Raw genomic sequence first — 22968 nt, 5'->3', positions numbered from 1 at the left:
ACCAAGTGCTCTACCAAGCTGAGCTACTTCCCGAAAAGTGCACCCTGAGAGATTCGAACTCCCGACCCCTTGATTCGTAGTCAAGTACTCTATCCAGCTGAGCTAAGGGTGCATCATATGGTGCGGTCGAGAGGACTTGAACCTCCACGATGTTGCCACCACTAGGCCCTCAACCTAGCGCGTCTACCGATTCCGCCACGACCGCATAATGCTATTCAAATATAAATGGAGCGGAAGACGGGATTCGAACCCGCGACCCCGACCTTGGCAAGGTCGTATTCTACCACTGAACTACTTCCGCATATAAATGGTACGGGTGAAGGGACTTGAACCCCCACGTCAAAGACACTAGATCCTAAATCTAGCGCGTCTACCAATTCCGCCACACCCGCATAAAAATGGTGTGTCATGCAGGATTCGAACCTGCGACCCTCTGATTAAAAGTCAGATGCTCTACCAACTGAGCTAATGACACATAAATGATATGAAGTTAAAAAATGGGGCGACTGATGGGAATTGAACCCACGAATGCCGGAATCACAATCCGGTGCGTTAACCACTTCGCCACAATCGCCAAAATAAAAATGGTGCCGGCAACAGGAGTCGAACCCGCGACCTACTGATTACAAGTCAGTTGCTCTACCAGCTGAGCTACACCGGCAAAAGAAATGGTGGCTTTGGACGGAATCGAACCGCCGACACAAGGATTTTCAGTCCTTTGCTCTACCAACTGAGCTACAAAGCCGATATTAAAATGGCGGTCCTGACGGGATTCGAACCCGCGATCTCCTGCGTGACAGGCAGGCATGTTAACCGCTACACCACAGGACCGTTTAAGTATAAGGTGACGACTTCTATAATGATAAAACATCTATGTAAGTCTGTCAATTGTTTTATTAAAAAAACAAAAGCCTGGCAACGTCCTATCCTCACAGGGGGAAGCCCCCAACTACTTTCGGCGTTCAAGTGCTTAACTTCCGTGTTCGGCATGGGAACGGGTGTGACCACTTGGCTATCGTCACCAGACGACGGGCTCGCGCCCTCAAAACTGAAGTCATCAACAAGCATCTGCTAGAACAAGGCCTCGACCGATTAGTATCACTCAGCTCCACATGTCACCATGCTTCCACCCGTGACCTATCTACCTCATCGTCTCTGAGGGGTCTTTCTTGATTACTCAAAGGGAAATCTCATCTTGGAGGGGGCTTCATGCTTAGATGCTTTCAGCATTTATCCCGTCCGCACGTAGCTACCCAGCGATGCTCCTGGCGGAACAACTGGTACACCAGCGGTGCGTCCATCCCGGTCCTCTCGTACTAAGGACAGCTCTCCTCAAATTTCCTGCGCCCACGACGGATAGGGACCGAACTGTCTCACGACGTTCTGAACCCAGCTCGCGTACCGCTTTAATGGGCGAACAGCCCAACCCTTGGGACCTACTCCAGCCCCAGGATGCGATGAGCCGACATCGAGGTGCCAAACCTCCCCGTCGATGTGGACTCTTGGGGGAGATCAGCCTGTTATCCCCAGGGTAGCTTTTATCCGTTGAGCGATGGCCCTTCCATGCGGAACCACCGGATCACTAAGCCCGACTTTCGTCCCTGCTCGACTTGTAGGTCTCGCAGTCAAGCTCCCTTCTGCCTTTGCGCTCTACGAATGATTTCCAACCATTCTGAGGGAACCTTTGGGCGCCTCCGTTACTGTTTAGGAGGCGACCGCCCCAGTCAAACTACCCGCCTGACACGGTCCTCCAGCCGGATCACGGCTGCGAGTTAGAGACTCTATGCATGAAGGGCGGTATCCCAAGGGTGACTCCTCCGAAGCTGGCGCTCCGGGCTCGACGTCTCCCGCCTATCCTGTACATCATGCACAAAGCCTCAATATCAGGCTGTAGTAAAGCTCCATGGGGTCTTTCCGTCCTGTCGCGGGTAACCTGCATCTTCACAGGTACTATGATTTCACCGGGTCTCTCGTTGAGACAGTGCCCAAATCGTTACGCCTTTCGTGCGGGTCGGAACTTACCCGACAAGGAATTTCGCTACCTTAGGACCGTTATAGTTACGGCCGCCGTTTACTGGGGCTTCGGTTCAAAGCTTCGCTTGCGCTAACCCATCCCCTTAACCTTCCAGCACCGGGCAGGCGTCAGCCCCTATACGTCATCTTGCGATTTAGCAGAGACCTGTGTTTTTGCTAAACAGTCGTTTGGGCCTATTCACTGCGGCTCTACTCATGTAGAGCGTCCCTTCTCCCGAAGTTACGGGACCATTTTGCCGAGTTCCTTAACGAGAGTTATCCCGCGCGTCTTAGAATTCTCATCTCGCCTACCTGTGTCGGTTTACGGTACTGGCGCCTTCCCCCTCACTAGAGGCTTTTCTTGGCAGTGTGAAATCGTGACCTACGTCCCTACGGGACTCCGCATCGTTCCTTGACTTTGATGCCTGACGGATTTGCCAATCAGACGGTCTTGAAACTTGCACATGCACTTCCATCCGCATGCGTCACTATCCTCCTGCGTCCCCCCATTGTTCAAACGGTGGATCGGCGGTACAGGAATATCAACCTGTTATCCATCGCCTACGCCTTTCGGCCTCGGCTTAGGTCCAGACTAACCCTGAGCGGACGAGCCTTCCTCAGGAAACCTTGGGCTTTCGACGGAGGGGATTCTCACCCCTCTTTTCGCTACTCACACCGGCATTCTCACTTCCAAACGCTCCACTGCTCCTTCCGGTACAGCTTCACAGCGGTTTGGAACGCTCCCCTACCATTCCTTACGGAATCCGCAGCTTCGGTGGTATGTTTAGCCCCGTTACATTTTCGGCGCGGCGCCACTCGACTAGTGAGCTATTACGCACTCTTTGAATGGTGGCTGCTTCTAAGCCAACATCCTAGCTGTCTAGGCAGCGCCACATCCTTTTCCACTTAACATACACTTTGGGACCTTAGCTGGCGGTCTGGGCTGTTTCCCTCTTGACTACGGATCTTATCACTCGCAGTCTGACTCCCGAGTATAAGTTGCTGGCATTCGGAGTTTAACTGAATTCGGTAACCCTGTGGGGGCCCCTAGTCCAATCAGTGCTCTACCTCCAGAACTCTCAACCTCGAGGCTAGCCCTAAAGCTATTTCGGGGAGAACCAGCTATCTCCAGGTTCGATTGGCATTTCACCGCTACCCACACCTCATCCCCGCACTTTTCAACGTGCGTGGGTTCGGACCTCCAGTCAGTGTTACCTGACCTTCATCCTGGACATGGGTAGATCACCTGGTTTCGGGTCTACGACAACGCACTGAACGCCCTGTTCAGACTCGCTTTCGCTACGGCTCCGCCTCATCGGCTTAACCTCGCGCGTTATCGTAACTCGCCGGTTCATTCTACAAAAGGCACGCCATCACCCGTTAACGGGCTCTGACTACTTGTAGGCATACGGTTTCAGGATCTATTTCACTCCCCTTCCGGGGTGCTTTTCACCTTTCCCTCACGGTACTGGTTCACTATCGGTCACTAGGGAGTATTTAGCCTTGGGAGATGGTCCTCCCGGATTCCGACGGGGTTTCACGTGTCCCGCCGTACTCAGGATCCACTCTGGAGGGAAAACAGTTTCAGCTACAGGGCTGTCACCTTCTTCGGCCGACCTTTCCAGGTCCTTCACCTACTGTCTTCCTTTTTGACTCCGTATAGAGTGTCCTACAACCCCGAAGAGCATGCTCTCCGGTTTGGGCTGTTCCCGTTTCGCTCGCCGCTACTCAGGGAATCGCATTTGCTTTCTCTTCCTCCGGGTACTTAGATGTTTCAGTTCCCCGGGTCTGCCTCACGCTACGCTATGTATTCACGTAACATGTCCCATCCCATTACGGATGGTGGGTTCCCCCATTCGGAAATCTTCGGATCAAAGCATACTTACTGCTCCCCGAAGCATATCGCTGTTCGTCGCGTCCTTCATCGGCTCCTAGTGCCAAGGCATCCACCGTACGCCCTTCATACCTTGATCTAGCGTTGGTATTCTAAGAACACACGTCTTAAATGACATGGTTAATTAAAAGTTTGATGTCTTGTTGATGTCTTCAGTTTTCAAGGTGCGAGTGTCTCTATCGAGACTGAGAGACGAGCTCTCAAAACTGAACGATGGGCATGTCCCGTAAGGGACGTTTTCCTTAGAAAGGAGGTGATCCAGCCGCACCTTCCGATACGGCTACCTTGTTACGACTTCACCCCAATCATCTACCCCACCTTCGACGGCTGGCTCCTTGCGGTTACCTCACCGGCTTCGGGTGTTGCAAACTCTCGTGGTGTGACGGGCGGTGTGTACAAGACCCGGGAACGTATTCACCGCAGTATGCTGACCTGCGATTACTAGCGATTCCGACTTCATGCAGGCGAGTTGCAGCCTGCAATCCGAACTGGGAACGGCTTTATGGGATTGGCTCCACCTCGCGGTCTCGCTGCCCTTTGTACCGTCCATTGTAGCACGTGTGTAGCCCAACTCATAAGGGGCATGATGATTTGACGTCATCCCCACCTTCCTCCGGTTTGTCACCGGCAGTCTCCCTAGAGTGCCCAACTGAATGCTGGCAACTAAGGATAGGGGTTGCGCTCGTTGCGGGACTTAACCCAACATCTCACGACACGAGCTGACGACAACCATGCACCACCTGTCACCATTGTCCCCGAAGGGAAAACTTGATCTCTCAAGCGGTCAATGGGATGTCAAGAGTTGGTAAGGTTCTTCGCGTTGCTTCGAATTAAACCACATGCTCCACCGCTTGTGCGGGTCCCCGTCAATTCCTTTGAGTTTCAGCCTTGCGGCCGTACTCCCCAGGCGGAGTGCTTAATGCGTTAGCTTCAGCACTGAGGGGCGGAAACCCCCCAACACCTAGCACTCATCGTTTACGGCGTGGACTACCAGGGTATCTAATCCTGTTTGCTCCCCACGCTTTCGCGCCTCAGCGTCAGTTACAGACCAAAGAGTCGCCTTCGCCACTGGTGTTCCTCCACATCTCTACGCATTTCACCGCTACACGTGGAATTCCACTCTTCTCTTCTGTACTCAAGCCTTCCAGTTTCCAATGGCCCTCCCCGGTTGAGCCGGGGGCTTTCACATCAGACTTAAAAGGCCGCCTGCGCGCGCTTTACGCCCAATAATTCCGGACAACGCTTGCCACCTACGTATTACCGCGGCTGCTGGCACGTAGTTAGCCGTGGCTTTCTCGTAAGGTACCGTCAAGGTACGAGCATTTCCTCTCGTACGTGTTCTTCCCTTACAACAGAGTTTTACGATCCGAAAACCTTCATCACTCACGCGGCGTTGCTCCATCAGACTTTCGTCCATTGTGGAAGATTCCCTACTGCTGCCTCCCGTAGGAGTCTGGGCCGTGTCTCAGTCCCAGTGTGGCCGATCACCCTCTCAGGTCGGCTATGCATCGTCGCCTTGGTGGGCCGTTACCCCACCAACTAGCTAATGCACCGCAAGGCCATCTCAAGGTGACGCCGGAGCGCCTTTCATCAACGGACCATGCGGTCCGATGAACTATCCGGTATTAGCTCCGATTTCTCGGAGTTATCCCAATCCTTGAGGCAGGTTCCTTACGTGTTACTCACCCGTCCGCCGCTCATTCCGCTGCCTTCCCTCCGAAGAGTTCCGTCAGTTTCCTGCGCTCGACTTGCATGTATTAGGCACGCCGCCAGCGTTCGTCCTGAGCCAGGATCAAACTCTCCATGAAGTGTTTGACTTGCTCGTTGTTGTGACCGAAGTCACGATTGACGAAGCTTGCGCTTCATTCGTTTTTGTATTCCATAGAATACGATTTTTGCCTCATCGTTCAGTTTTCAAAGTTCGTCCGCGCCTGTTTTGGCGACTCAATTAGAATACCAAGTCTGAAACAAGAAGTCAACAACTTTTTTGAAATTGTTTTTTACTTGTTTGCCGTAAGCGCTCGTCCTCTTAAGGACATGAATTAATATATCACGATAATTAGACATGTGCAACTACTTTATTAAAATAACTTATAGTTTTTTTAGAGCATGTAAAAACCGCAGACAAGAATGGCTGCGGTTTACTTCATCATCAATGAGACGCGTCTTCTTTTTGCTTCGCTTATATAGAAGAAATACAGTGATTCCGCTAACTTCATTTGTGCTTCTAAATCACCGTAGTCATCATAGCTGATTTCTAAGAGATGACGCTTCATCAAATAATCTTCTTTTGCTTTTGCTAATTCTTCTAACAAACGCTGGTCGTACTCACTGCGAATCTTCTTTCGAAACCAACTCATAGTTCGCGACGTCCCTCCATTGCACGAGATAACGTCACTTCATCTGCGTATTCAAGATCTCCACCAACCGGAAGACCATGAGCAATCCGAGTGATCCGAATACCCGTCGGTTTTAAGAGACGCGATAGATACATCGCCGTCGCTTCTCCTTCAATGTTCGGATTGGTTGCTAAGATGACTTCCGTAATCGCTTCGTCCGCTTGAAGACGTGTCAGTAGGCTAGATACATTGATATCCTCTGGACCGATTCCTTCCATTGGACTGATCGCTCCATGCAAGACATGATACAACCCTTGGTAATCTCGCATCTTTTCCATTGCAATGACATCCCTTGAATCTTGGACGACACAGACAATCGTACGGTTTCGGTGTTTATCTGTACATACATAACAAGGATCTTGATCCGTGATATTCCCGCAGACACTACAGTAGGCAATGTCGCGCTTCGCGCTGACCAATGCCTTACCGAACATCAAGACATCGTCCTCTTCCATATCAAGGACATGAAACGCTAGACGAACCGCTGTCTTCGGACCAATTCCCGGCAGTTTCGTAAAACTTTCGATCAAACGACTAATCGCTTCAGGATATTGCAAGTGGTTTCCTCCTACGAATTAAAACATTCCCGGCAGATTCATACCTTGTGTGAATTTCCCCATTTTACTTGCTACGAGTTCATCGACCTTCTTCAAAGCATCGTTTGTAGCAGCTAAGACGAGATCTTGAATCATTTCAACATCATCTGGATCAACGACTTCTTCTTTAATGATGACATCTACGATATTTTTATGACCATCAGCGACGACTGAGACCATTTCTCCGCCTGCTGTACCTGTCACTGTTAAGTCTTTTAGTTCTTCTTGTGCTTTCGCCATATCCTTTTGCATCTTCTGCATCTGTTTCATCATATTGTTCATGTTTCCCATTCCGCGCATCTGTATTCCTCCTCGAATTTAATCTTCGAACTCTACGATATCACCAAAACGACCAAGCGTCTCGGACAATAACTGATCGCTCTCCGATTCTTGTTTTGTTTCCTTCTCTTCTATACTACTACTATTTCGCTTAGCAACAAACTCTGCCTTCAGTTCATGCCAATCCTTTGAGAGAATCGCTAAAATTTCGCGTTTGACGCCGCATACTTCATACAGCGCTTCTTCAATCACGAAACGTGTTCGTTCATTCGTCATGACCTGCTCAAAGTGCCATCCTTTACCGTCATCGAATTCAATCAGCAACGTATCCGCTGAACAAAGAACCGGTTTACTTTCATGGAGTAACGAGTAGATGGGGCCATCTTCTTTTAAAATCCATTTTAAGATGTGGTCCCAGCGTTCTTGAATCTCGCGCAACTGGGCTTTCTCTGCTCTTCCTAACATTTGACGAATCCGCTCTTTGGCGATTCGAACGGTTGGTCGTCCTTGTTTTCGCTTCGGCTGTGCTTGTGGTGCAGCCGCTTCTTGTGCTGGAACACCATTCGACTTCCATTGGTGCATCTGTTCTTTCATTTCGCGGACTTCCTGTTGCAACGATTGGACGATTTGTCCCGTTGTTCTCCCCTGTTCCGCAATTTGAATGAAGGCAATCTCAACGAGGACCCGCGGATGATTCGTCAACCGCATCTGTTGTTGGCAGTCATGTAACTGATCAATGATCGTAAAGCACGTCTCCGCTTCAATCGATTCAACAAATTGTTTGAACTCATCCGTCGGGCGCGCACGCTCTAGCAAATCGACAGCTGTAGGCGAGGCTTTCAATAACAACGTGTCCCGGTAAAAGAAGACGAGATCCTCAACGAAACGCTTTAAGTCTTTTCCCGCTCGTTGCATCGTCTCAAGCGTCTGTAACAACTGATCGACTTGATGTTCATGTAAGGCACGGGCAATATTCAGTAACGCTTCATCTTCTACTGCCCCTGTTACTTCAAGAACAGCCGCATCATTTAGATCACCATTCGAAAAAGCAACCGCTTGGTCGAGTAGACTCAGCGCATCACGCATACCACCATCCGCCGCTCGGGCGATCAATCGTAATGCCGTATCCGAATACTCGATCGATTGGTCTTTTAAGATATATTGCATCCGCTCAACGAGTTGATCGACTTCATGCCGCTTCACATCGAAACGTTGGCAACGCGAGATGATCGTCGCCGGAATTTTATGTGGTTCAGTCGTTGCTAAGATGAAGATGGCGTGCGCCGGTGGTTCTTCTAGTGTTTTGAGCAAGGCATTAAAGGCACCTGTCGACAACATATGCACTTCATCAATGATATAGACTTTATAGACTGCTTCTGAAGGGGGATATTTGACTTTATCCCGGATTTCCCGAATCTCATCTACGCCGTTATTGGAAGCCGCATCGATTTCGAAGACATCCGGGCTTGATCCTTCCGTGATCGCAAGACACGTCGGGCACGTATTACACGGTTCTTTGACCGGAGCATGCTCACAGTTGATCGCTTTAGCGATGATTTTGGCAAGACTCGTCTTTCCTGTTCCACGAGGACCCGAAAATAGATAGGCGTGGGACATCCGTCCCTCCATCAATGCATTTTGGATCGTACGGGTGATATGCGCTTGTCCAACGACTTCGTCGAATCGTTGCGGACGGTACACGCGGTATAGTGCTTGATAGGCCAAGTTTGCGCCTCCTCTTTTTAAGTTCCTCATTCTATTTTACCTAAAAAAGTCTACAACCGAAACCGGCTGTAGACTTGTCTTTAAAAATTAAACTGCCGCGCACCATATTCTGAAATATGTTCAACATGCGTTACTCACGCAGCCTGCTCAGTCCAAGCACCCCTACAACACACAGAGAGCACCACTTAAGGCTGCTTCCTTCCGGACCTGACCTGGTTCATGGGTATCTGTTGCGTAGGACTCAAACGTCAACGCTACTTACGTGAGGCAGACCACACCAATCATATCCCTCGACATGGAATTCAGTCTCGCTATAGCGGATTGCGAGTGACAGGGAACCGCTACATCCCCACCTAGCACGGCAAATGGTTTATCGATTTTTAGTGGCACCTTATTTCAGTGCTTTTTCATTATACTGTTTCATCTGGTGCGATGCAACCCATTGCCCGCTTTCGTGCTTTCTTTTTCGCGCGCAGCTCCCGAAAGAACGTCGTTAGCATCTCCCCACACTCTTTTTCTAATATACCGCTCGTCAACTCCGAGACGTGATTGAACCGATCGTCTTGCACCAAGTTCATCAGTGTTCCACAGCATCCACCTTTCGGATCAACGGCACCAAAGATGACATGTTCGATTCGCGACAGCATGATGGCTCCTGCACACATCGGACACGGTTCGAGTGTCACGTATAACTCGCACCCTTCAAGTCGCCAGTTCCCAAGCTTTCGGCACGCTTCCTCAATCGCGATCAACTCGGCATGTGCCGTCGCCTGTTGATCCGTTTCCCGGTGATTGTAGCCCGTCGCGATGACTTCATCGTCTTTGACGATGACACATCCGATCGGAACTTCACCGATCGCTTCTGCCTTTTTCGCCTCTTCGATCGCAAGGCGCATATAGTGTTCCTGTCGTTCCATCGATGATACTCCTCACTCTAAAAAAATTCTCCTTTTGAAACTTCAGCAAGTCGTACTTCTTTGTGCTAAAATATAAATTGCACTTTGCTGAACGGAGGGTCATTGTATATGTTCATAACGGTTGAAGGACCGATTGGTGTAGGCAAAACATCACTTGCGAACGCCATCAGTCACCATTTCTCTTTTTCTATGTTACGCGAAATCGTCGAAGAAAATCCCTTTCTTGGAAAGTTCTATGAAGATATCGAAGAATGGAGCTTCCAGACGGAAATGTTCTTCTTGTGCAATCGCTTCAAACAACTCGATGATATCGAACGTCATTACCTCAGTAAACAACGCTCTGTCGTTGCTGATTACCATATCTTTAAGAACTTGATTTTTGCACACCGCTCTCTGAAGGTAGAGCATCTTGAGAAGTACGAACAAATCTATTCGATCCTGACGACAGACATGCCGAAACCGGATGCTGTCATCTATTTGAACGCAAGCATCGATACCTTGATGAAACGTGTTGCGCTGCGCGGACGAGAAATCGAAGAAAATATGTCACGTGCCTATCTCGAACAATTGGCAGAGGATTACGAGACATTCGTCACGGAATACCAAGCCAAACATCCGGAAGTCAAAATCATCCGTTTCGACGGAGATGCACTCGACTTCGTCAAGCGACCGGAAGATCTCGAGTACGTCTTGACGACGATCCGGAACGAATTATATGAAGGAGCGAACCACGCATGAACTTGAAGCTACGCGAACAATACAACATCCCGGCAGATGCCGTCATTACGATCGGCGGTATGGTCGGGATCGGTAAATCAACGATCACAAACGGATTAGCAGATGCCCTTGGTTTCCGGACGTCACTCGAAAAAGTCGATACGAACCCTTACTTGGATAAATTCTATCATGATTTCGAGCGTTGGAGCTTCCACCTCCAAATCTATTTCCTCGCTGAACGCTTCAAGGAGCAAAAGCGGATTTTCCAATACGGTGGTGGTTTCATCCAAGATCGTTCAATCTATGAAGACACAGGGATCTTTGCGAAGATGCATTTCGAAAAAGGAACGATGTCTCCAACAGATTACGAGACATATTCAAGTTTGTTTGACGCAATGGTCATGACACCATTCTTCCCGCATCCGGATCTTTTGATCTATCTTGAAGGTTCGTTCGAACAAGTACTAGAACGAATTCGTCTTCGCGGACGTGAGATGGAGCAACAGACACCAATCGAATATTGGGAAGAGATGTACGAGCGCTATACGAACTGGATCAATAACTTCACGATCTGCCCGGTACTTCGTTTGTCGATCGACGAATACGACTTACTGAACGAGCCAGAATCCATCGACCGGATTCTCGCGAAGATTGAAAAGCAGCTTGAAGTTGCTCGCATTGCCAATACACGCTAACTGATCAGATCTGCCTCTTAGGCGGATCTTTTTTTGCGCAAAAAAGGAGATGCGTATTGCATCTCCCTCGCATTAACCAATCACTTGATTGATTTGTTCCATATGGTGTAGATCATGTTGAGCCATTGCTCCAAGGAACTGACCGATCGTCAATTCTTTGTCTTTAATGACGACCTTATCCTGCAGGCGTTCTTCCGGAATCAATTCGACTGCACGGCGCAACAAATCACGGCTGACTAAAAACTCATCAATCGTCAAGATCCGTTGCTGCTCACGGCTCATCTTCGCCGCTTCCTCATTGACGGCTTGGCTATCCGGTGCAACACGGAATGGTTCCCCCGCGAGCAAGTACGGGATGCGCTCTGCGACCATGAAGCGATCCCATGGTGATAAGTGACCGATGATCTCAGCAACTGTCCACTTACCTTCTGCATACGATGTTCGCCATGCCTCTTCTGAAATCTGTTCTAAGTCTTTTACATATGTCATCGTCATCGCATAATGCGAAAGCAACGATTCTTTTGTTTGTTCGTTCATTTCGTCCACCTCTTCTTCATTTTTCACGTAGGCAACCATAGCACGCACGAAGAAATCGATGCAACAAAAAAGCACCTCAGAATTGAGATGCTTCATAAAAAGCGGAGTCGGTGGGATTCGAACCCACGCGAGCCTTGCGACCCCTAACGGATTTCGAGTCCGTCCCCTTCAGCCGGACTTGGGTACGACTCCATGATTATATTTATTTTTGGGTAAAAAAAAAGAAGTGGAGGAGGCGGTGGGATTCGAACCCACGCACGGCTTTCGCCGCCTGACGGTTTTCAAGACCGTTCTCTTAAACCACTTGAGTACGCCTCCAAGCTATAAAACGTGCATGTCGTTGTCAAAAAATAAAAATGGAGGAGGCGGTGGGATTCGAACCCACGCACGGCTTTCGCCGCCTGACGGTTTTCAAGACCGTTCTCTTAAACCACTTGAGTACGCCTCCGTACTTCTTACAAGATCAATGATGACCTGTCTGTTTTCCTGACATTAATTATGATAGCATCTGCCTTTTAACGTGTAAAGACCTTTTCTAAAAAAACTTTTTAAAATACAGAAAGGGGGATTACTCCCCCTTCTGACTTAAGCTTGAATCACTTCAAGACCACCCATGTATGGACGAAGCACTTCTGGAATAACAACTGATCCATCCGCTTGCTGGTAGTTCTCTAAGATCGCAGCAACTGTCCGACCGACTGCAAGGGCAGAACCGTTTAACGTGTGAACGAATTCTGGTTTTGCGTTCGCTTCGCGGCGGAAACGAATCTGTGCCCGGCGTGCTTGGAAATCTTCAAAGTTTGAACAAGAAGAGATTTCACGGTAGACGCCTTGGCTTGGCATCCAGACTTCGATGTCGTATTTCTTCGCAGCCGTGAATCCGAGATCAGCTGTACACATGCTCAATACTTGATACGGCAATTTCAGCTTTTTCAAGACCGTTTCTGCTTGTCCTGTTAACAATTCAAGCTGCTCGTAAGATTCTTCTGGTTTGACGAAACGAACGAGTTCAACTTTATTGAATTGGTGCTGACGGATCAAACCGCGTGTATCGCGTCCCGCAGAACCTGCTTCTGAACGGAAACATTGGCTGTATGCCGCATAGCCGATTGGTAACTGATCTGCTGTTAGGATTTCTTCACGGTGCATGTTCGTCACCGGCACTTCTGCTGTCGGTACGAGGAAGTAGTTCGTCTCTTCAATCTTAAAGGCATCCTCTTCGAACTTCGGCAATTGTCCTGTTCCTGTCATAGAGTCACGGTTGACCATGAGTGGTGGCAAGATTTCTGTGTACCCATGCTGATCTTGATGAAGATCCATCATGAAGTTAATCAATGCCCGCTCAAGACGTGCCCCCGCTCCGCGGTAAAAGACGAAACGGCTGCCTGTTACTTTTCCGGCACGCTCGACATCGACGATTTTTAATTGCTCCATCAAATCCCAGTGCGGGACCGCTTCGAAGTCAAACGCTGGTTTGTCACCGACTTCACGTAAGACGACGTTATCGTCTTCAGAAGAACCGACCGGTACGCTGTCATGTGGAATGTTTGGAATACCGAGGAGCAGTTGGTTCAATGTCGCTTCAACATCGCGTAACTCGTCGTCAAGCGTCTTGATCTCGTCTCCGACACTACGCATCGCAGCGATCGCTTCGTCCGCGTTTTCCTTATTGCGCTTCAGTTCAGCGATTTTTTTCGTTGCTTCATTTCGTTCTGCTTTCAACACTTCTGTCCGCGCAATCAATTCTCGGCGTTTCTCATCAAGTGCGAGGAAACGGTTCATGTCCGTCAAGTCCTCTCCTCGGTGCGCTAACTTTTCTTGAATGGCGTCAAAATCTTGGCGTAATCGTTTAATATCAATCATCTGTAATTCCTCCTTTATGTCATAAAAAAAGGCGACTCGTCTCTTTCCGGTATTCCTACCGAAAAGGGACGAATCACCTGGATCCGCGTTGCCACCCTCATTGCTAGACACATCTAGCCAACTTAAGACGCGATAACGGGCGTACCCGCACCTTGTTCGCAAGGTGTGCGATCCGGCTCGATTCAATCCATCGATCTGACTAGTTCACACCACCCACTAGCTCTCTTAACAGTATCGATACATCTACTTAGTCCGTTCATAGCATCTTTATGAGATTAGTCTTACTTTACACCATCGCCTTGGAAGTTGACAAGAGTCGATTGTTGAATCGCTTGTTCAATTTGCTTCGACCACGCTGTCCAAGCGCGGACGAGACGTGTCGGAACACTCGCAAGTGGAACCGCAGTTGCGCTATATAAATTCACGCGGGGTGTCTCAAATCCTGGTAGATAGATTCCATCATCCGCGACCTGCACCGTCCCGACGACTTCTTGTTTCGTCACGGGCGCCGTTGTTTTGGAGAAGTCGAATCGTGGTTCCCGCGTCTCCGCTTGTTTTAAGACCGTAACGTATAACGAACCGTCCGTGACGACGTCTAGCTTTCGGACGGTTGCCCCTTTAATCGGAAGAACGTCTTTGATCCGTTCGCCTTTTCCGTAATACGTCAACGGCTCAAACGTCGCAAAACCATAGTCGAGCAGCTTTTTCGTTTCCTTGAAACGGGCTTGATCGGAATCCGTTCGCATGACGACCGTGACAAGCGTCATATTATCCCGTGTCGTTACACTTGCAAAGCAGTAACCGGCTAAATCAGTCGTTCCGGTCTTCATTCCCCGCATGCCGGCATATGCGAATTTTTCCTTTGCCAACATCTTATTCGAATTATTCAAGACTTCTCCATCAAGTTTCATCTGCGTTTTGTTCGTCACATCCAGGACATCCGGGTAATCCTTGATGTAGCGGATGACGAGTAACGCGATATCCGTCGCTGTCATCAAATTCGTTCCTGGAAGGGTCGCATCGACAGCATCTAGACCAGAGGCATTCGCATACTCCGTGTCGTTCATTCCGAACTGTTTTGCTGTCTCATTCATCTTTTCAACGAACGCCGCTTCTGAACCGGCGACAGTTTCGGCTAGCATGACCGCTGCATCATTGGCCGATTTGATGAACGCCGCATTATACATCTCGCGAACCGTGTATGTTTTAGCTTTAACTGGAACACGCGCGATTCCGGACGTCTTCGCAAGCTTTAACACTTTTGCACTCGGCGTGATTTTTTGATCCCACGTCAGTTTTTTCAATTCGATTTGTCGTCTGACGAGGTAGAGCGTCATCAGCTTCGTCATCGAAGCAGGGGGCAACGAAACATCCGCTTCCGATTGAAGGAGGATTTTTCCTGTGACCGCATCGGCCATTATGTAAGACTCTGCTTGAATCGAAGGTGCTGCTTGTCCCGCTGTAGGAAATCCTACGACTAGGAGCACACTTAAACAGAGTAGTAAAATTCGTTTCATCGTGTCTCTCCTTCACTCAATCATTCGTTTTACGAATAGTGTAGCACAAAAGAAGCACCTGACAGTAGAACCTGTCAGATGCTTCCACGCTTTATGAACGGACGGACTGCCGCTGTTTGATTTTTTGTAAAAAATAGCGGTGCAAGCGATCGTCCTCTGTCAATTCAGGGTGAAACGAACACGCGAGGTGTAACGATGTCTCGACGGCAACGATCTGCTCTTCGACTTTCGCAATCACTCGTGTTCCTTCCCCGGCAGACAGAATCAATGGCGCTCGAATGAACACTGCTTCGATCGGCTCTTCAATTCCTTCAACCGATAGCAATCCTTCAAATGAATCGATTTGTCGACCGAAGGCATTTCGACGGACCGTCATCGAAATCGCGTTGAGATGACTCTGACCTGCTTCGACAGCGGTTGCGAGTAGAATCATTCCAGCACATGTTCCGAACATCGGTAACGTCGTCGCCTTTTCCCGAAGCGGTTCCAGTAATTCATAGCGTTCGATCAATCGACGCATCGCGGTCGATTCGCCTCCGGGTAAGACGAGTCCATCGAGTCCATCGAGATCGCTCACTTGTTTGACGAGAACGACATCGACACCAAGACCTTCAAGCTGCTGTCGATGCTCACGGACCGCACCTTGAACATCCAGAATACCAATTACCATCCGCGTGTCGCCATCCGTTCCTCAAACGGCATCGATGTGACATCGATTCCTTTCATTGCTGTTCCGAGTCCTTTGGATAAAGACGCGATCCGTTCAAAATCATCTTTGTACGTAACGGCTTCGACAATCGCCCGAGCGACACGTTCTGGGTGTTCTGATTTAAAGATCCCCGATCCGACGAAGACACCATCTGCCCCTAGGTGCATCATGAGTGCGGCATCAGCTGGTGTCGCGACTCCACCGGCTGCAAAGTTGACGACCGGTAGACGTCCCTGTGTCCGAATATCACGTAATACTTCATACGGAGCACCCCATTCTTTCGCAAATGTCATCAATTCATCTGGACTGACATGTAAAATCTGATTCAATTGTGCTTGAATTTGTCGCATATGGCGAACAGCTTCGACGACGTTCCCAGTCCCAGGTTCGCCTTTCGTCCGAATCATCGCGGCTCCTTCTGCGATACGACGAGCGGCTTCCCCAAGATCACGTGCGCCACAGACGAACGGCACGGTGAACTCCGACTTCAGTAAATGATATTGTTCATCTGCCGGAGTCAGGACCTCACTCTCATCGATGAAATCGACCCCCATCGATTCGAGAACACGTGCTTCGACGATATGACCAATCCGGCATTTTGCCATGACGGGAATCGAGACCGCTCCGAGTACTTCTTCCGTAATCAACGGATCCGCCATTCGTGCGACGCCTCCGTCACGACGAATATCAGACGGAACACGTTCAAGTGCCATGACTGCAACAGCACCTGCTGCTTCCGCAATCTTCGCTTGTTCCGCATTGACCACATCCATGATGACGCCACCCTTTTGCATTTCAGCCATTCCACGTTTGACACGATCCGTTCCTTGTTGACGTTCCATATCCATTCCCCCTTGGTTGACTTTCACTCCTTTAGTATACGGAACGTTGACACTTTTAAAAGTATCAGTTTATGATGATTTCAACAGGTCAGTTTACGAAGAAGGAGTCAGACGAGATGGACATGCTATCATTTCAACTTACGCGCAATCAGGAAAAACCACTTTATGAACAGCTTTATCAACAAATTCGAAATGAAATTATTGCCGGTCGTTTAGCATACGGCACGAAATTACCATCCAAACGAAAACTCGGTCAATTTTTGAACTTAAGTCAAACGACGATTGAACTTGCTTACCAACAACTTGTCGCAGAAGGATATGTTGAATCCATCTCACGTAAAGGCTACTTCGTTCTTGCCTATGAGGAACTCGCTTACGTCAAAACTTCACCCGTCATCGAACCACGTGTGACTAAAGAAACACCGATCATCACGTATGATTTTCATCCAAGTAAGATTGAAGGGATCTCTTTCCCGTTCGCTCGTTGGCGAAAGTATGCCAAAGATATCATCGACACTGATCACCACCCACTTGTCTCACTCGGTCATCCACAAGGCGATCTAGCGTTACGCGAAGAGATTGCGACCTATCTTTATCATTCTCGTGGTGTCGTCTGTTCTCCTGAACAAATCGTCGTCGGTTCAGGTGTCGAGCAATTATTGCCGCTCGTCCTCTTCTTACTGGGACGCGACGTCACGTACGGTATCGAGGATCCCGGTTATCATACGACACGCCTCTTACTTGAAAATCATGAACGCATGATTGAACCGATTCGTGTTGATGCGAATGGATTACGGATTGATCACTTACAGGAATCAAACGTCGATGTCATGTATGTCACACCGGCACATCAATTTCCGTCCGGTAGTATCTTATCCGTCAACCGAAGACATCAGTTGTTAAACTGGGCGGCGATGGATCCGACCCGTTTTATCATCGAAGACGACTATGATAGCGAATTCCGCTACAGCGGTAAATCGATTCCGTCTTTACACAACATGGACAGCAATCGTGTCATTTACATGAGTACTTTCTCAAAATCACTCATGCCTTCCCTACGGATCGGTTATATGGTCTTACCCGAAGTCTTACGCTCACGGTATCAAATAGAACTATCACACTATACATGTAGTGTCTCGCGCTTCGATCAAACGATCTTGACACGCTTCATGAAAGAGGGCGACTTTGAACGACATCTCAACCGGATGCGTAAAGTCTATCGTCGCAAGCTCGACGTCTTAATCCAATCACTTCGCCGGATTCCTGCCTTACGATTGACCGGTGAAAGTGCAGGGCTCCATGTCGTTGTATCCGTAGCGAACGGGATGACGGAGCCGGAGCTAGTAAAGCGGGCACAACAACAAGGTATCCAAGTATACGGTCTTTCTCAGTATGCCCAGTTACCACTTCTCTCTGATACGCCTCAAATCGTCCTTGGATTTGCGAGTCTCTCTGAGCCAGAGTTGATGGAAGGATTACGATTATTGATGGACGCGTGGAGCTTGCGTAAATCATCATGAAAAAAGCCTCGCCTTTCTACTAGAGAAAGACGAGGCTTTTGTTTACTGACGTGTATAGTTCGATGCTTCTTTTGTAATTTGAATATCGTGCGGATGGCTCTCTTGCAAACCAGCGCCCGTCATACGGATGAACTGTGTCTCTTCACGCAATTCTTCTAACGTTGCAGCGCCACAGTATCCCATACCTGAACGAATACCACCAACGAGTTGGTACACCGAATCGCCGAGTTTACCACGGTAAGCGACACGTCCTTCGATTCCTTCTGGAACGAACTTCTTGTCTGCTTCTTGGAAGTAACGATCTTGGCTACCGCGTTTCATCGATGCTTCAGAACCCATACCACGGTACGTCTTGAATTGACGTCCTTGGTAGATTTCCATCTCACCTGGGCTCTCTTCTACTCCTGCAAGTAAGCTTCCGAGCATGACAGCGTGACCGCCAGCAGCAAGTGCTTTTACGATATCGCCAGAATACTTGATGCCACCGTCAGCGATGATCGAGACACCATGTTTCCGTGCTTCTGTCGCACAATCGAAGACGGCTGTGATTTGTGGTACACCGACGCCTGCGACAACACGTGTCGTACAGATCGAACCAGGTCCGATACCAACTTTGATGACAGATGCACCGGCTTCAATCAAATCGCGTGTTGCTTCTGCCGTCGCAACGTTACCCGCAATGATTGGTAAGTTTGGATATTCTTCACGAAGTTCACGTACTTTAAGAAGAACACCTTCTGAGTGACCGTGTGCCGTATCGACGACGAGTGCATCGACACCTGCATCGACAAGGAACTTCGCGCGCGTCGAAGCGTCTTTCGTTACGCCGACAGCTGCTGCGACGAGTAAACGTCCGAACTGATCTTTCGCAGCATGTGGATACTGTTCGACTTTTTCGATATCCTTTGTCGTGATTAACCCTTTTAATACACCGTTCTCATCAACGAGTGGTAACTTTTCGATGCGATGTTTGTGGAGAATCTGTTCTGCTTCAGCAAGGGACGTACCAACTTTTGCTGTCACGAGTTCTTCTGTCGTCATCACCGTTTCAATGACAGTCGAGTAATCCTTGACGAAACGAAGATCACGATTCGTCAAAATCCCTACTAATTTACGCTCTGTTTCGTTATTAACGATTGGAACACCAGAGATGCGGTACTTACTCATCAAATACTCAGCATCGTAGACTTGACGCTCTGGCGTCAAATAGAACGGATTCGTGATGACACCATTTTCAGAACGTTTGACGCGATCGACATGTTCTGCTTGTTCTTCCATTGACATATTCTTATGAATGACACCAAGACCACCTTGACGTGCCATTGCGATTGCCATCGGTGCTTCTGTGACGGTATCCATCCCAGCACTGATCAACGGAATATTAAGTGTGATCCCTTCACATAGCGTGACAGATAAATCAACGTCGCGCGGCAAGACACTCGAACGACGGGGTACGAGTAAGACGTCATCAAACGTCAAACCCTCTTTAGCAAATTTGTTCTCCCACATGTTATCCACTCGCTTTCTCTTTTATAAAAGAATATTGATGTTATGGTAACAAGCAGAGGGTGTCATGTCAATGACTCGACCAATAATCAGAACAGTCTGAAGTTTCACATAACACAAAAAGACCGACCTGCAATCTGCAGATCGGTCAAGTGCCTGGCAACGTCCTATCCTCACAGGGGGAAGCCCCCAACTACTTTCGGCGTTCAAGTGCTTAACTTCCGTGTTCGGCATGGGAACGGGTGTGACCACTTGGCTATCGTCACCAGACGATCGGGCTCGCGCCCTCAAAACTGAAGTCATCAACAATGCATCTGCTAGAACAAGGCCTCGACCGATTAGTATCACTCAGCTCCACATGTCGCCATGCTTCCACCCGTGACCTATCTACCTCATCGTCTCTGAGGGGTCTTTCTTGATTACTCAAAGGGAAATCTCATCTTGGAGGGGGCTTCATGCTTAGATGCTTTCAGCATTTATCCCGTCCGCACGTAGCTACCCAGCGATGCTCCTGGCGGAACAACTGGTACACCAGCGGTGCGTCCATCCCGGTCCTCTCGTACTAAGGACAGCTCTCCTCAAATTTCCTGCGCCCACGACGGATAGGGACCGAACTGTCTCACGACGTTCTGAACCCAGCTCGCGTACCGCTTTAATGGGCGAACAGCCCAACCCTTGGGACCTACTCCAGCCCCAGGATGCGATGAGCCGACATCGAGGTGCCAAACCTCCCCGTCGATGTGGACTCTTGGGGGAGATCAGCCTGTTATCCCCAGGGTAGCTTTTATCCGTTGAGCGATGGCCCTTCCATGCGGAACCACCGGATCACTAAGCCCGACTTTCGTCCCTGCTCGACTTGTAGGTCTCGCAGTCAAGCTCCCTTCTGCCTTTGCGCTCTACGAATGATTTCCAACCATTCTGAGGGAACCTTTGGGCGCCTCCGTTACTGTTTAGGAGGCGACCGCCCCAGTCAAACTACCCGCCTGACACGGTCCTCCAGCCGGATCACGGCTGCGAGTTAGAGACTCTATGCATGAAGGGCGGTATCCCAAGGGTGACTCCTCCGAAGCTGGCGCTCCGGGCTCGACGTCTCCCGCCTATCCTGTACATCATGCACAAAGCCTCAATATCAGGCTGTAGTAAAGCTCCATGGGGTCTTTCCGTCCTGTCGCGGGTAACCTGCATCTTCACAGGTACTATGATTTCACCGGGTCTCTCGTTGAGACAGTGCCCAAATCGTTACGCCTTTCGTGCGGGTCGGAACTTACCCGACAAGGAATTTCGCTACCTTAGGACCGTTATAGTTACGGCCGCCGTTTACTGGGGCTTCGGTTCAAAGCTTCGCTTGCGCTAACCCATCCCCTTAACCTTCCAGCACCGGGCAGGCGTCAGCCCCTATACGTCATCTTGCGATTTAGCAGAGACCTGTGTTTTTGCTAAACAGTCGTTTGGGCCTATTCACTGCGGCTCTACTCATGTAGAGCGTCCCTTCTCCCGAAGTTACGGGACCATTTTGCCGAGTTCCTTAACGAGAGTTATCCCGCGCGTCTTAGAATTCTCATCTCGCCTACCTGTGTCGGTTTACGGTACTGGCGCCTTCCCCCTCACTAGAGGCTTTTCTTGGCAGTGTGAAATCGTGACCTACGTCCCTACGGGACTCCGCATCGTTCCTTGACTTTGATGCCTGACGGATTTGCCAATCAGACGGTCTTGAAACTTGCACATGCACTTCCATCCGCATGCGTCACTATCCTCCTGCGTCCCCCCATTGTTCAAACGGTGGATCGGCGGTACAGGAATATCAACCTGTTATCCATCGCCTACGCCTTTCGGCCTCGGCTTAGGTCCAGACTAACCCTGAGCGGACGAGCCTTCCTCAGGAAACCTTGGGCTTTCGACGGAGGGGATTCTCACCCCTCTTTTCGCTACTCACACCGGCATTCTCACTTCCAAACGCTCCACTGCTCCTTCCGGTACAGCTTCACAGCGGTTTGGAACGCTCCCCTACCATTCCTTACGGAATCCGCAGCTTCGGTGGTATGTTTAGCCCCGTTACATTTTCGGCGCGGCGCCACTCGACTAGTGAGCTATTACGCACTCTTTGAATGGTGGCTGCTTCTAAGCCAACATCCTAGCTGTCTAGGCAGCGCCACATCCTTTTCCACTTAACATACACTTTGGGACCTTAGCTGGCGGTCTGGGCTGTTTCCCTCTTGACTACGGATCTTATCACTCGCAGTCTGACTCCCGAGTATAAGTTGCTGGCATTCGGAGTTTAACTGAATTCGGTAACCCTGTGGGGGCCCCTAGTCCAATCAGTGCTCTACCTCCAGAACTCTCAACCTCGAGGCTAGCCCTAAAGCTATTTCGGGGAGAACCAGCTATCTCCAGGTTCGATTGGCATTTCACCGCTACCCACACCTCATCCCCGCACTTTTCAACGTGCGTGGGTTCGGACCTCCAGTCAGTGTTACCTGACCTTCATCCTGGACATGGGTAGATCACCTGGTTTCGGGTCTACGACAACGCACTGAACGCCCTGTTCAGACTCGCTTTCGCTACGGCTCCGCCTCATCGGCTTAACCTCGCGCGTTATCGTAACTCGCCGGTTCATTCTACAAAAGGCACGCCATCACCCGTTAACGGGCTCTGACTACTTGTAGGCATACGGTTTCAGGATCTATTTCACTCCCCTTCCGGGGTGCTTTTCACCTTTCCCTCACGGTACTGGTTCACTATCGGTCACTAGGGAGTATTTAGCCTTGGGAGATGGTCCTCCCGGATTCCGACGGGGTTTCACGTGTCCCGCCGTACTCAGGATCCACTCTGGAGGGAAAACAGTTTCAGCTACAGGGCTGTCACCTTCTTCGGCCGACCTTTCCAGGTCCTTCACCTACTGTCTTCCTTTTTGACTCCGTATAGAGTGTCCTACAACCCCGAAGAGCATGCTCTCCGGTTTGGGCTGTTCCCGTTTCGCTCGCCGCTACTCAGGGAATCGCATTTGCTTTCTCTTCCTCCGGGTACTTAGATGTTTCAGTTCCCCGGGTCTGCCTCACGCTACGCTATGTATTCACGTAACATGTCCCATCCCATTACGGATGGTGGGTTCCCCCATTCGGAAATCTTCGGATCAAAGCATACTTACTGCTCCCCGAAGCATATCGCTGTTCGTCGCGTCCTTCATCGGCTCCTAGTGCCAAGGCATCCACCGTACGCCCTTCATACCTTGATCTAGCGTT

At 49.6% G+C, this 22968-nt stretch carries 14 protein-coding genes, 13 tRNA genes, 5 rRNA genes, 1 other RNA gene and 1 other annotated feature (1 of these 34 cut by a window edge); of the genes, 3 read left to right on the top strand and 30 right to left on the bottom strand.

Translation table 11 applies throughout. From position 1 onward, the window contains the following. From K7G97_RS00205 to tadA, 19 genes are all read right to left on the bottom strand, one after another. Positions 1-33, bottom strand: a tRNA-Pro gene (locus K7G97_RS00205); it reaches 44 nt to the left of the window's first position. A gap of 5 nt (positions 34-38) precedes the next feature. Next, positions 39-112: transfer RNA gene (locus K7G97_RS00200), tRNA-Arg, on the bottom strand. A 6-nt stretch (positions 113-118) separates the two neighbouring features. Next, positions 119-205: transfer RNA gene (locus K7G97_RS00195), tRNA-Leu, on the bottom strand. A gap of 21 nt (positions 206-226) precedes the next feature. After that, positions 227-301 (bottom strand) — tRNA-Gly (locus tag K7G97_RS00190). 7 nt (positions 302-308) lie between these two features. Next, positions 309-392, bottom strand: a tRNA-Leu gene (locus K7G97_RS00185). A gap of 7 nt (positions 393-399) precedes the next feature. Then, positions 400-475: transfer RNA gene (locus K7G97_RS00180), tRNA-Lys, on the bottom strand. A 23-nt stretch (positions 476-498) separates the two neighbouring features. Continuing rightward, a tRNA-His gene (locus tag K7G97_RS00175) sits at positions 499-574 on the bottom strand. An 11-nt stretch (positions 575-585) separates the two neighbouring features. Beyond that, positions 586-661, bottom strand: a tRNA-Thr gene (locus K7G97_RS00170). An 8-nt stretch (positions 662-669) separates the two neighbouring features. Then, a tRNA-Phe gene (locus K7G97_RS00165) sits at positions 670-745 on the bottom strand. A 10-nt stretch (positions 746-755) separates the two neighbouring features. Further along, positions 756-831 (bottom strand) — tRNA-Asp (locus tag K7G97_RS00160). A 79-nt stretch (positions 832-910) separates the two neighbouring features. Beyond that, positions 911-1026: ribosomal RNA gene (gene rrf, locus K7G97_RS00155) — 5S ribosomal RNA — on the bottom strand. Between the two features lie 46 nt (positions 1027-1072). Then, positions 1073-3986, bottom strand: a 23S ribosomal RNA gene (locus tag K7G97_RS00150). A 167-nt stretch (positions 3987-4153) separates the two neighbouring features. Then, a 16S ribosomal RNA gene (locus K7G97_RS00145) occupies positions 4154-5715 on the bottom strand. Together the 16S, 23S and 5S rRNA genes with 10 tRNA genes alongside form the textbook arrangement of a ribosomal RNA operon. A 333-nt stretch (positions 5716-6048) precedes the next feature. Continuing rightward, positions 6049-6267 (bottom strand): YaaL family protein, encoded by a 219-nt coding sequence (locus K7G97_RS00140; protein ID WP_023469883.1) that lies wholly within the window; start codon positions 6265-6267, stop codon positions 6049-6051. Then, positions 6264-6863, bottom strand: coding sequence for a recombination mediator RecR (gene recR / locus K7G97_RS00135; RefSeq protein ID WP_023469882.1), 600 nt, complete (start codon positions 6861-6863; stop codon positions 6264-6266). The genes K7G97_RS00140 and recR overlap by 4 nt, the downstream gene beginning before the upstream one ends. A gap of 18 nt (positions 6864-6881) precedes the next feature. After that, entirely contained in the window at positions 6882-7202 is a 321-nt protein-coding gene (locus K7G97_RS00130; RefSeq protein WP_023469881.1) for a YbaB/EbfC family nucleoid-associated protein, read from the bottom strand. Positions 7203-7220: 18 nt separating this feature from the next. Beyond that, positions 7221-8906, bottom strand: coding sequence for a DNA polymerase III subunit gamma/tau (dnaX, locus tag K7G97_RS00125; protein WP_223041091.1), 1686 nt, complete (start codon positions 8904-8906; stop codon positions 7221-7223). A 95-nt stretch (positions 8907-9001) separates the two neighbouring features. Continuing rightward, an RNA gene (ffs, locus tag K7G97_RS00120) (signal recognition particle sRNA large type) lies at positions 9002-9268 on the bottom strand. 48 nt (positions 9269-9316) lie between these two features. Next, positions 9317-9823: a tRNA adenosine(34) deaminase TadA gene (gene tadA / locus K7G97_RS00115; protein ID WP_035395399.1), complete on the bottom strand. Its 507-nt coding sequence runs from the start codon at positions 9821-9823 to the stop codon at positions 9317-9319. A 108-nt stretch (positions 9824-9931) separates the two neighbouring features. Here tadA and K7G97_RS00110 point away from each other — a divergent pair, with 108 nt between their 5' ends. Both K7G97_RS00110 and K7G97_RS00105 read left to right on the top strand, forming a co-directional pair. Then, a complete protein-coding gene (locus K7G97_RS00110; protein ID WP_050679045.1) occupies positions 9932-10561 on the top strand; it encodes a deoxynucleoside kinase in 630 nt (209 codons plus the stop codon). Continuing rightward, positions 10558-11235, top strand: coding sequence for a deoxynucleoside kinase (locus K7G97_RS00105; RefSeq protein WP_029343036.1), 678 nt, complete (start codon positions 10558-10560; stop codon positions 11233-11235). Before K7G97_RS00110 ends, K7G97_RS00105 begins: the two co-directional genes overlap by 4 nt. A gap of 72 nt (positions 11236-11307) precedes the next feature. On the opposite strand, the gene K7G97_RS00100 is transcribed toward K7G97_RS00105, so the two are convergent. The 8 genes from K7G97_RS00100 to pdxS form a co-directional block, all read right to left on the bottom strand. Further along, a complete protein-coding gene (locus K7G97_RS00100; RefSeq protein ID WP_223041090.1) occupies positions 11308-11772 on the bottom strand; it encodes a DinB family protein in 465 nt (154 codons plus the stop codon). Positions 11773-11874: 102 nt separating this feature from the next. After that, positions 11875-11964, bottom strand: a tRNA-Ser gene (locus tag K7G97_RS00095). A 35-nt stretch (positions 11965-11999) separates the two neighbouring features. Beyond that, a tRNA-Ser gene (locus K7G97_RS00090) sits at positions 12000-12090 on the bottom strand. A gap of 39 nt (positions 12091-12129) precedes the next feature. After that, positions 12130-12220, bottom strand: a tRNA-Ser gene (locus K7G97_RS00085). Positions 12221-12357: 137 nt separating this feature from the next. After that, complete coding sequence (gene serS, locus K7G97_RS00080; protein WP_050679050.1) at positions 12358-13635, bottom strand: serine--tRNA ligase; 1278 nt, start codon at positions 13633-13635, stop codon at positions 12358-12360. Positions 13636-13696: 61 nt separating this feature from the next. Continuing rightward, positions 13697-13904 (bottom strand) — a binding site (T-box leader). A 12-nt stretch (positions 13905-13916) separates the two neighbouring features. Continuing rightward, on the bottom strand, positions 13917-15152 hold the full coding sequence (locus tag K7G97_RS00075; protein WP_223041089.1) for a D-alanyl-D-alanine carboxypeptidase family protein: 1236 nt from the start codon (positions 15150-15152) through the stop codon (positions 13917-13919). A 91-nt stretch (positions 15153-15243) separates the two neighbouring features. Beyond that, a complete protein-coding gene (pdxT, locus tag K7G97_RS00070) occupies positions 15244-15822 on the bottom strand; it encodes a pyridoxal 5'-phosphate synthase glutaminase subunit PdxT (RefSeq protein ID WP_223041088.1) in 579 nt (192 codons plus the stop codon). Then, complete coding sequence (gene pdxS / locus K7G97_RS00065; RefSeq protein WP_023469872.1) at positions 15816-16703, bottom strand: pyridoxal 5'-phosphate synthase lyase subunit PdxS; 888 nt, start codon at positions 16701-16703, stop codon at positions 15816-15818. The genes pdxT and pdxS overlap by 7 nt, the downstream gene beginning before the upstream one ends. Before the next feature lie 71 nt (positions 16704-16774). Between pdxS and pdxR the strand changes: the two genes are divergently transcribed. Beyond that, on the top strand, positions 16775-18223 hold the full coding sequence (gene pdxR / locus K7G97_RS00060) for a MocR-like pyridoxine biosynthesis transcription factor PdxR (RefSeq protein WP_316499628.1): 1449 nt from the start codon (positions 16775-16777) through the stop codon (positions 18221-18223). 42 nt (positions 18224-18265) lie between these two features. Here the strand turns inward: pdxR and guaB are convergent, their stop codons facing one another. The 3 genes from guaB to K7G97_RS00045 all read right to left on the bottom strand — a co-directional run bounded on the left by guaB (position 18266) and on the right by K7G97_RS00045 (position 22961). Next, positions 18266-19732, bottom strand: coding sequence for an IMP dehydrogenase (gene guaB / locus K7G97_RS00055; protein ID WP_029343029.1), 1467 nt, complete (start codon positions 19730-19732; stop codon positions 18266-18268). 151 nt (positions 19733-19883) lie between these two features. After that, positions 19884-19999, bottom strand: a 5S ribosomal RNA gene (gene rrf / locus K7G97_RS00050). A gap of 48 nt (positions 20000-20047) precedes the next feature. Beyond that, positions 20048-22961 (bottom strand): 23S ribosomal RNA (locus K7G97_RS00045). Positions 22962-22968 lie beyond the last annotated feature (7 nt).

The organism is Exiguobacterium acetylicum, assembly GCF_019890935.1.
Classification (GTDB): Bacteria; Bacillota; Bacilli; order Exiguobacteriales; family Exiguobacteriaceae; genus Exiguobacterium_A; species Exiguobacterium_A abrahamii.
The sequence above is the reverse complement of the archived record's forward strand: the minus strand, read 5'-3'. Positions and strand labels throughout refer to the sequence as shown.

What these genes read in the sequence shown, in the direction of transcription:
- K7G97_RS00140 (WP_023469883.1), bottom strand. Translation starts at nt 6,267, where the DNA reads ATGAGTTGGTTTCGAAAGAAGATTCGCAGTGAGTACGACCAGCGTTTG.
- K7G97_RS00130 (WP_023469881.1), bottom strand. Translation starts at nt 7,202, where the DNA reads ATGCGCGGAATGGGAAACATGAACAATATGATGAAACAGATGCAGAAG.
- tadA (WP_035395399.1), bottom strand. Translation starts at nt 9,823, where the DNA reads ATGGAACGACAGGAACACTATATGCGCCTTGCGATCGAAGAGGCGAAA.
- K7G97_RS00110 (WP_050679045.1), top strand. Translation starts at nt 9,932, where the DNA reads ATGTTCATAACGGTTGAAGGACCGATTGGTGTAGGCAAAACATCACTT.
- K7G97_RS00105 (WP_029343036.1), top strand. Translation starts at nt 10,558, where the DNA reads ATGAACTTGAAGCTACGCGAACAATACAACATCCCGGCAGATGCCGTC.
- K7G97_RS00100 (WP_223041090.1), bottom strand. Translation starts at nt 11,772, where the DNA reads ATGAACGAACAAACAAAAGAATCGTTGCTTTCGCATTATGCGATGACG.
- serS (WP_050679050.1), bottom strand. Translation starts at nt 13,635, where the DNA reads ATGATTGATATTAAACGATTACGCCAAGATTTTGACGCCATTCAAGAA.
- K7G97_RS00075 (WP_223041089.1), bottom strand. Translation starts at nt 15,152, where the DNA reads ATGAAACGAATTTTACTACTCTGTTTAAGTGTGCTCCTAGTCGTAGGA.
- pdxT (WP_223041088.1), bottom strand. Translation starts at nt 15,822, where the DNA reads ATGGTAATTGGTATTCTGGATGTTCAAGGTGCGGTCCGTGAGCATCGA.
- pdxS (WP_023469872.1), bottom strand. Translation starts at nt 16,703, where the DNA reads ATGGAACGTCAACAAGGAACGGATCGTGTCAAACGTGGAATGGCTGAA.
- pdxR (WP_316499628.1), top strand. Translation starts at nt 16,775, where the DNA reads ATGATGATTTCAACAGGTCAGTTTACGAAGAAGGAGTCAGACGAGATG.
- guaB (WP_029343029.1), bottom strand. Translation starts at nt 19,732, where the DNA reads ATGTGGGAGAACAAATTTGCTAAAGAGGGTTTGACGTTTGATGACGTC.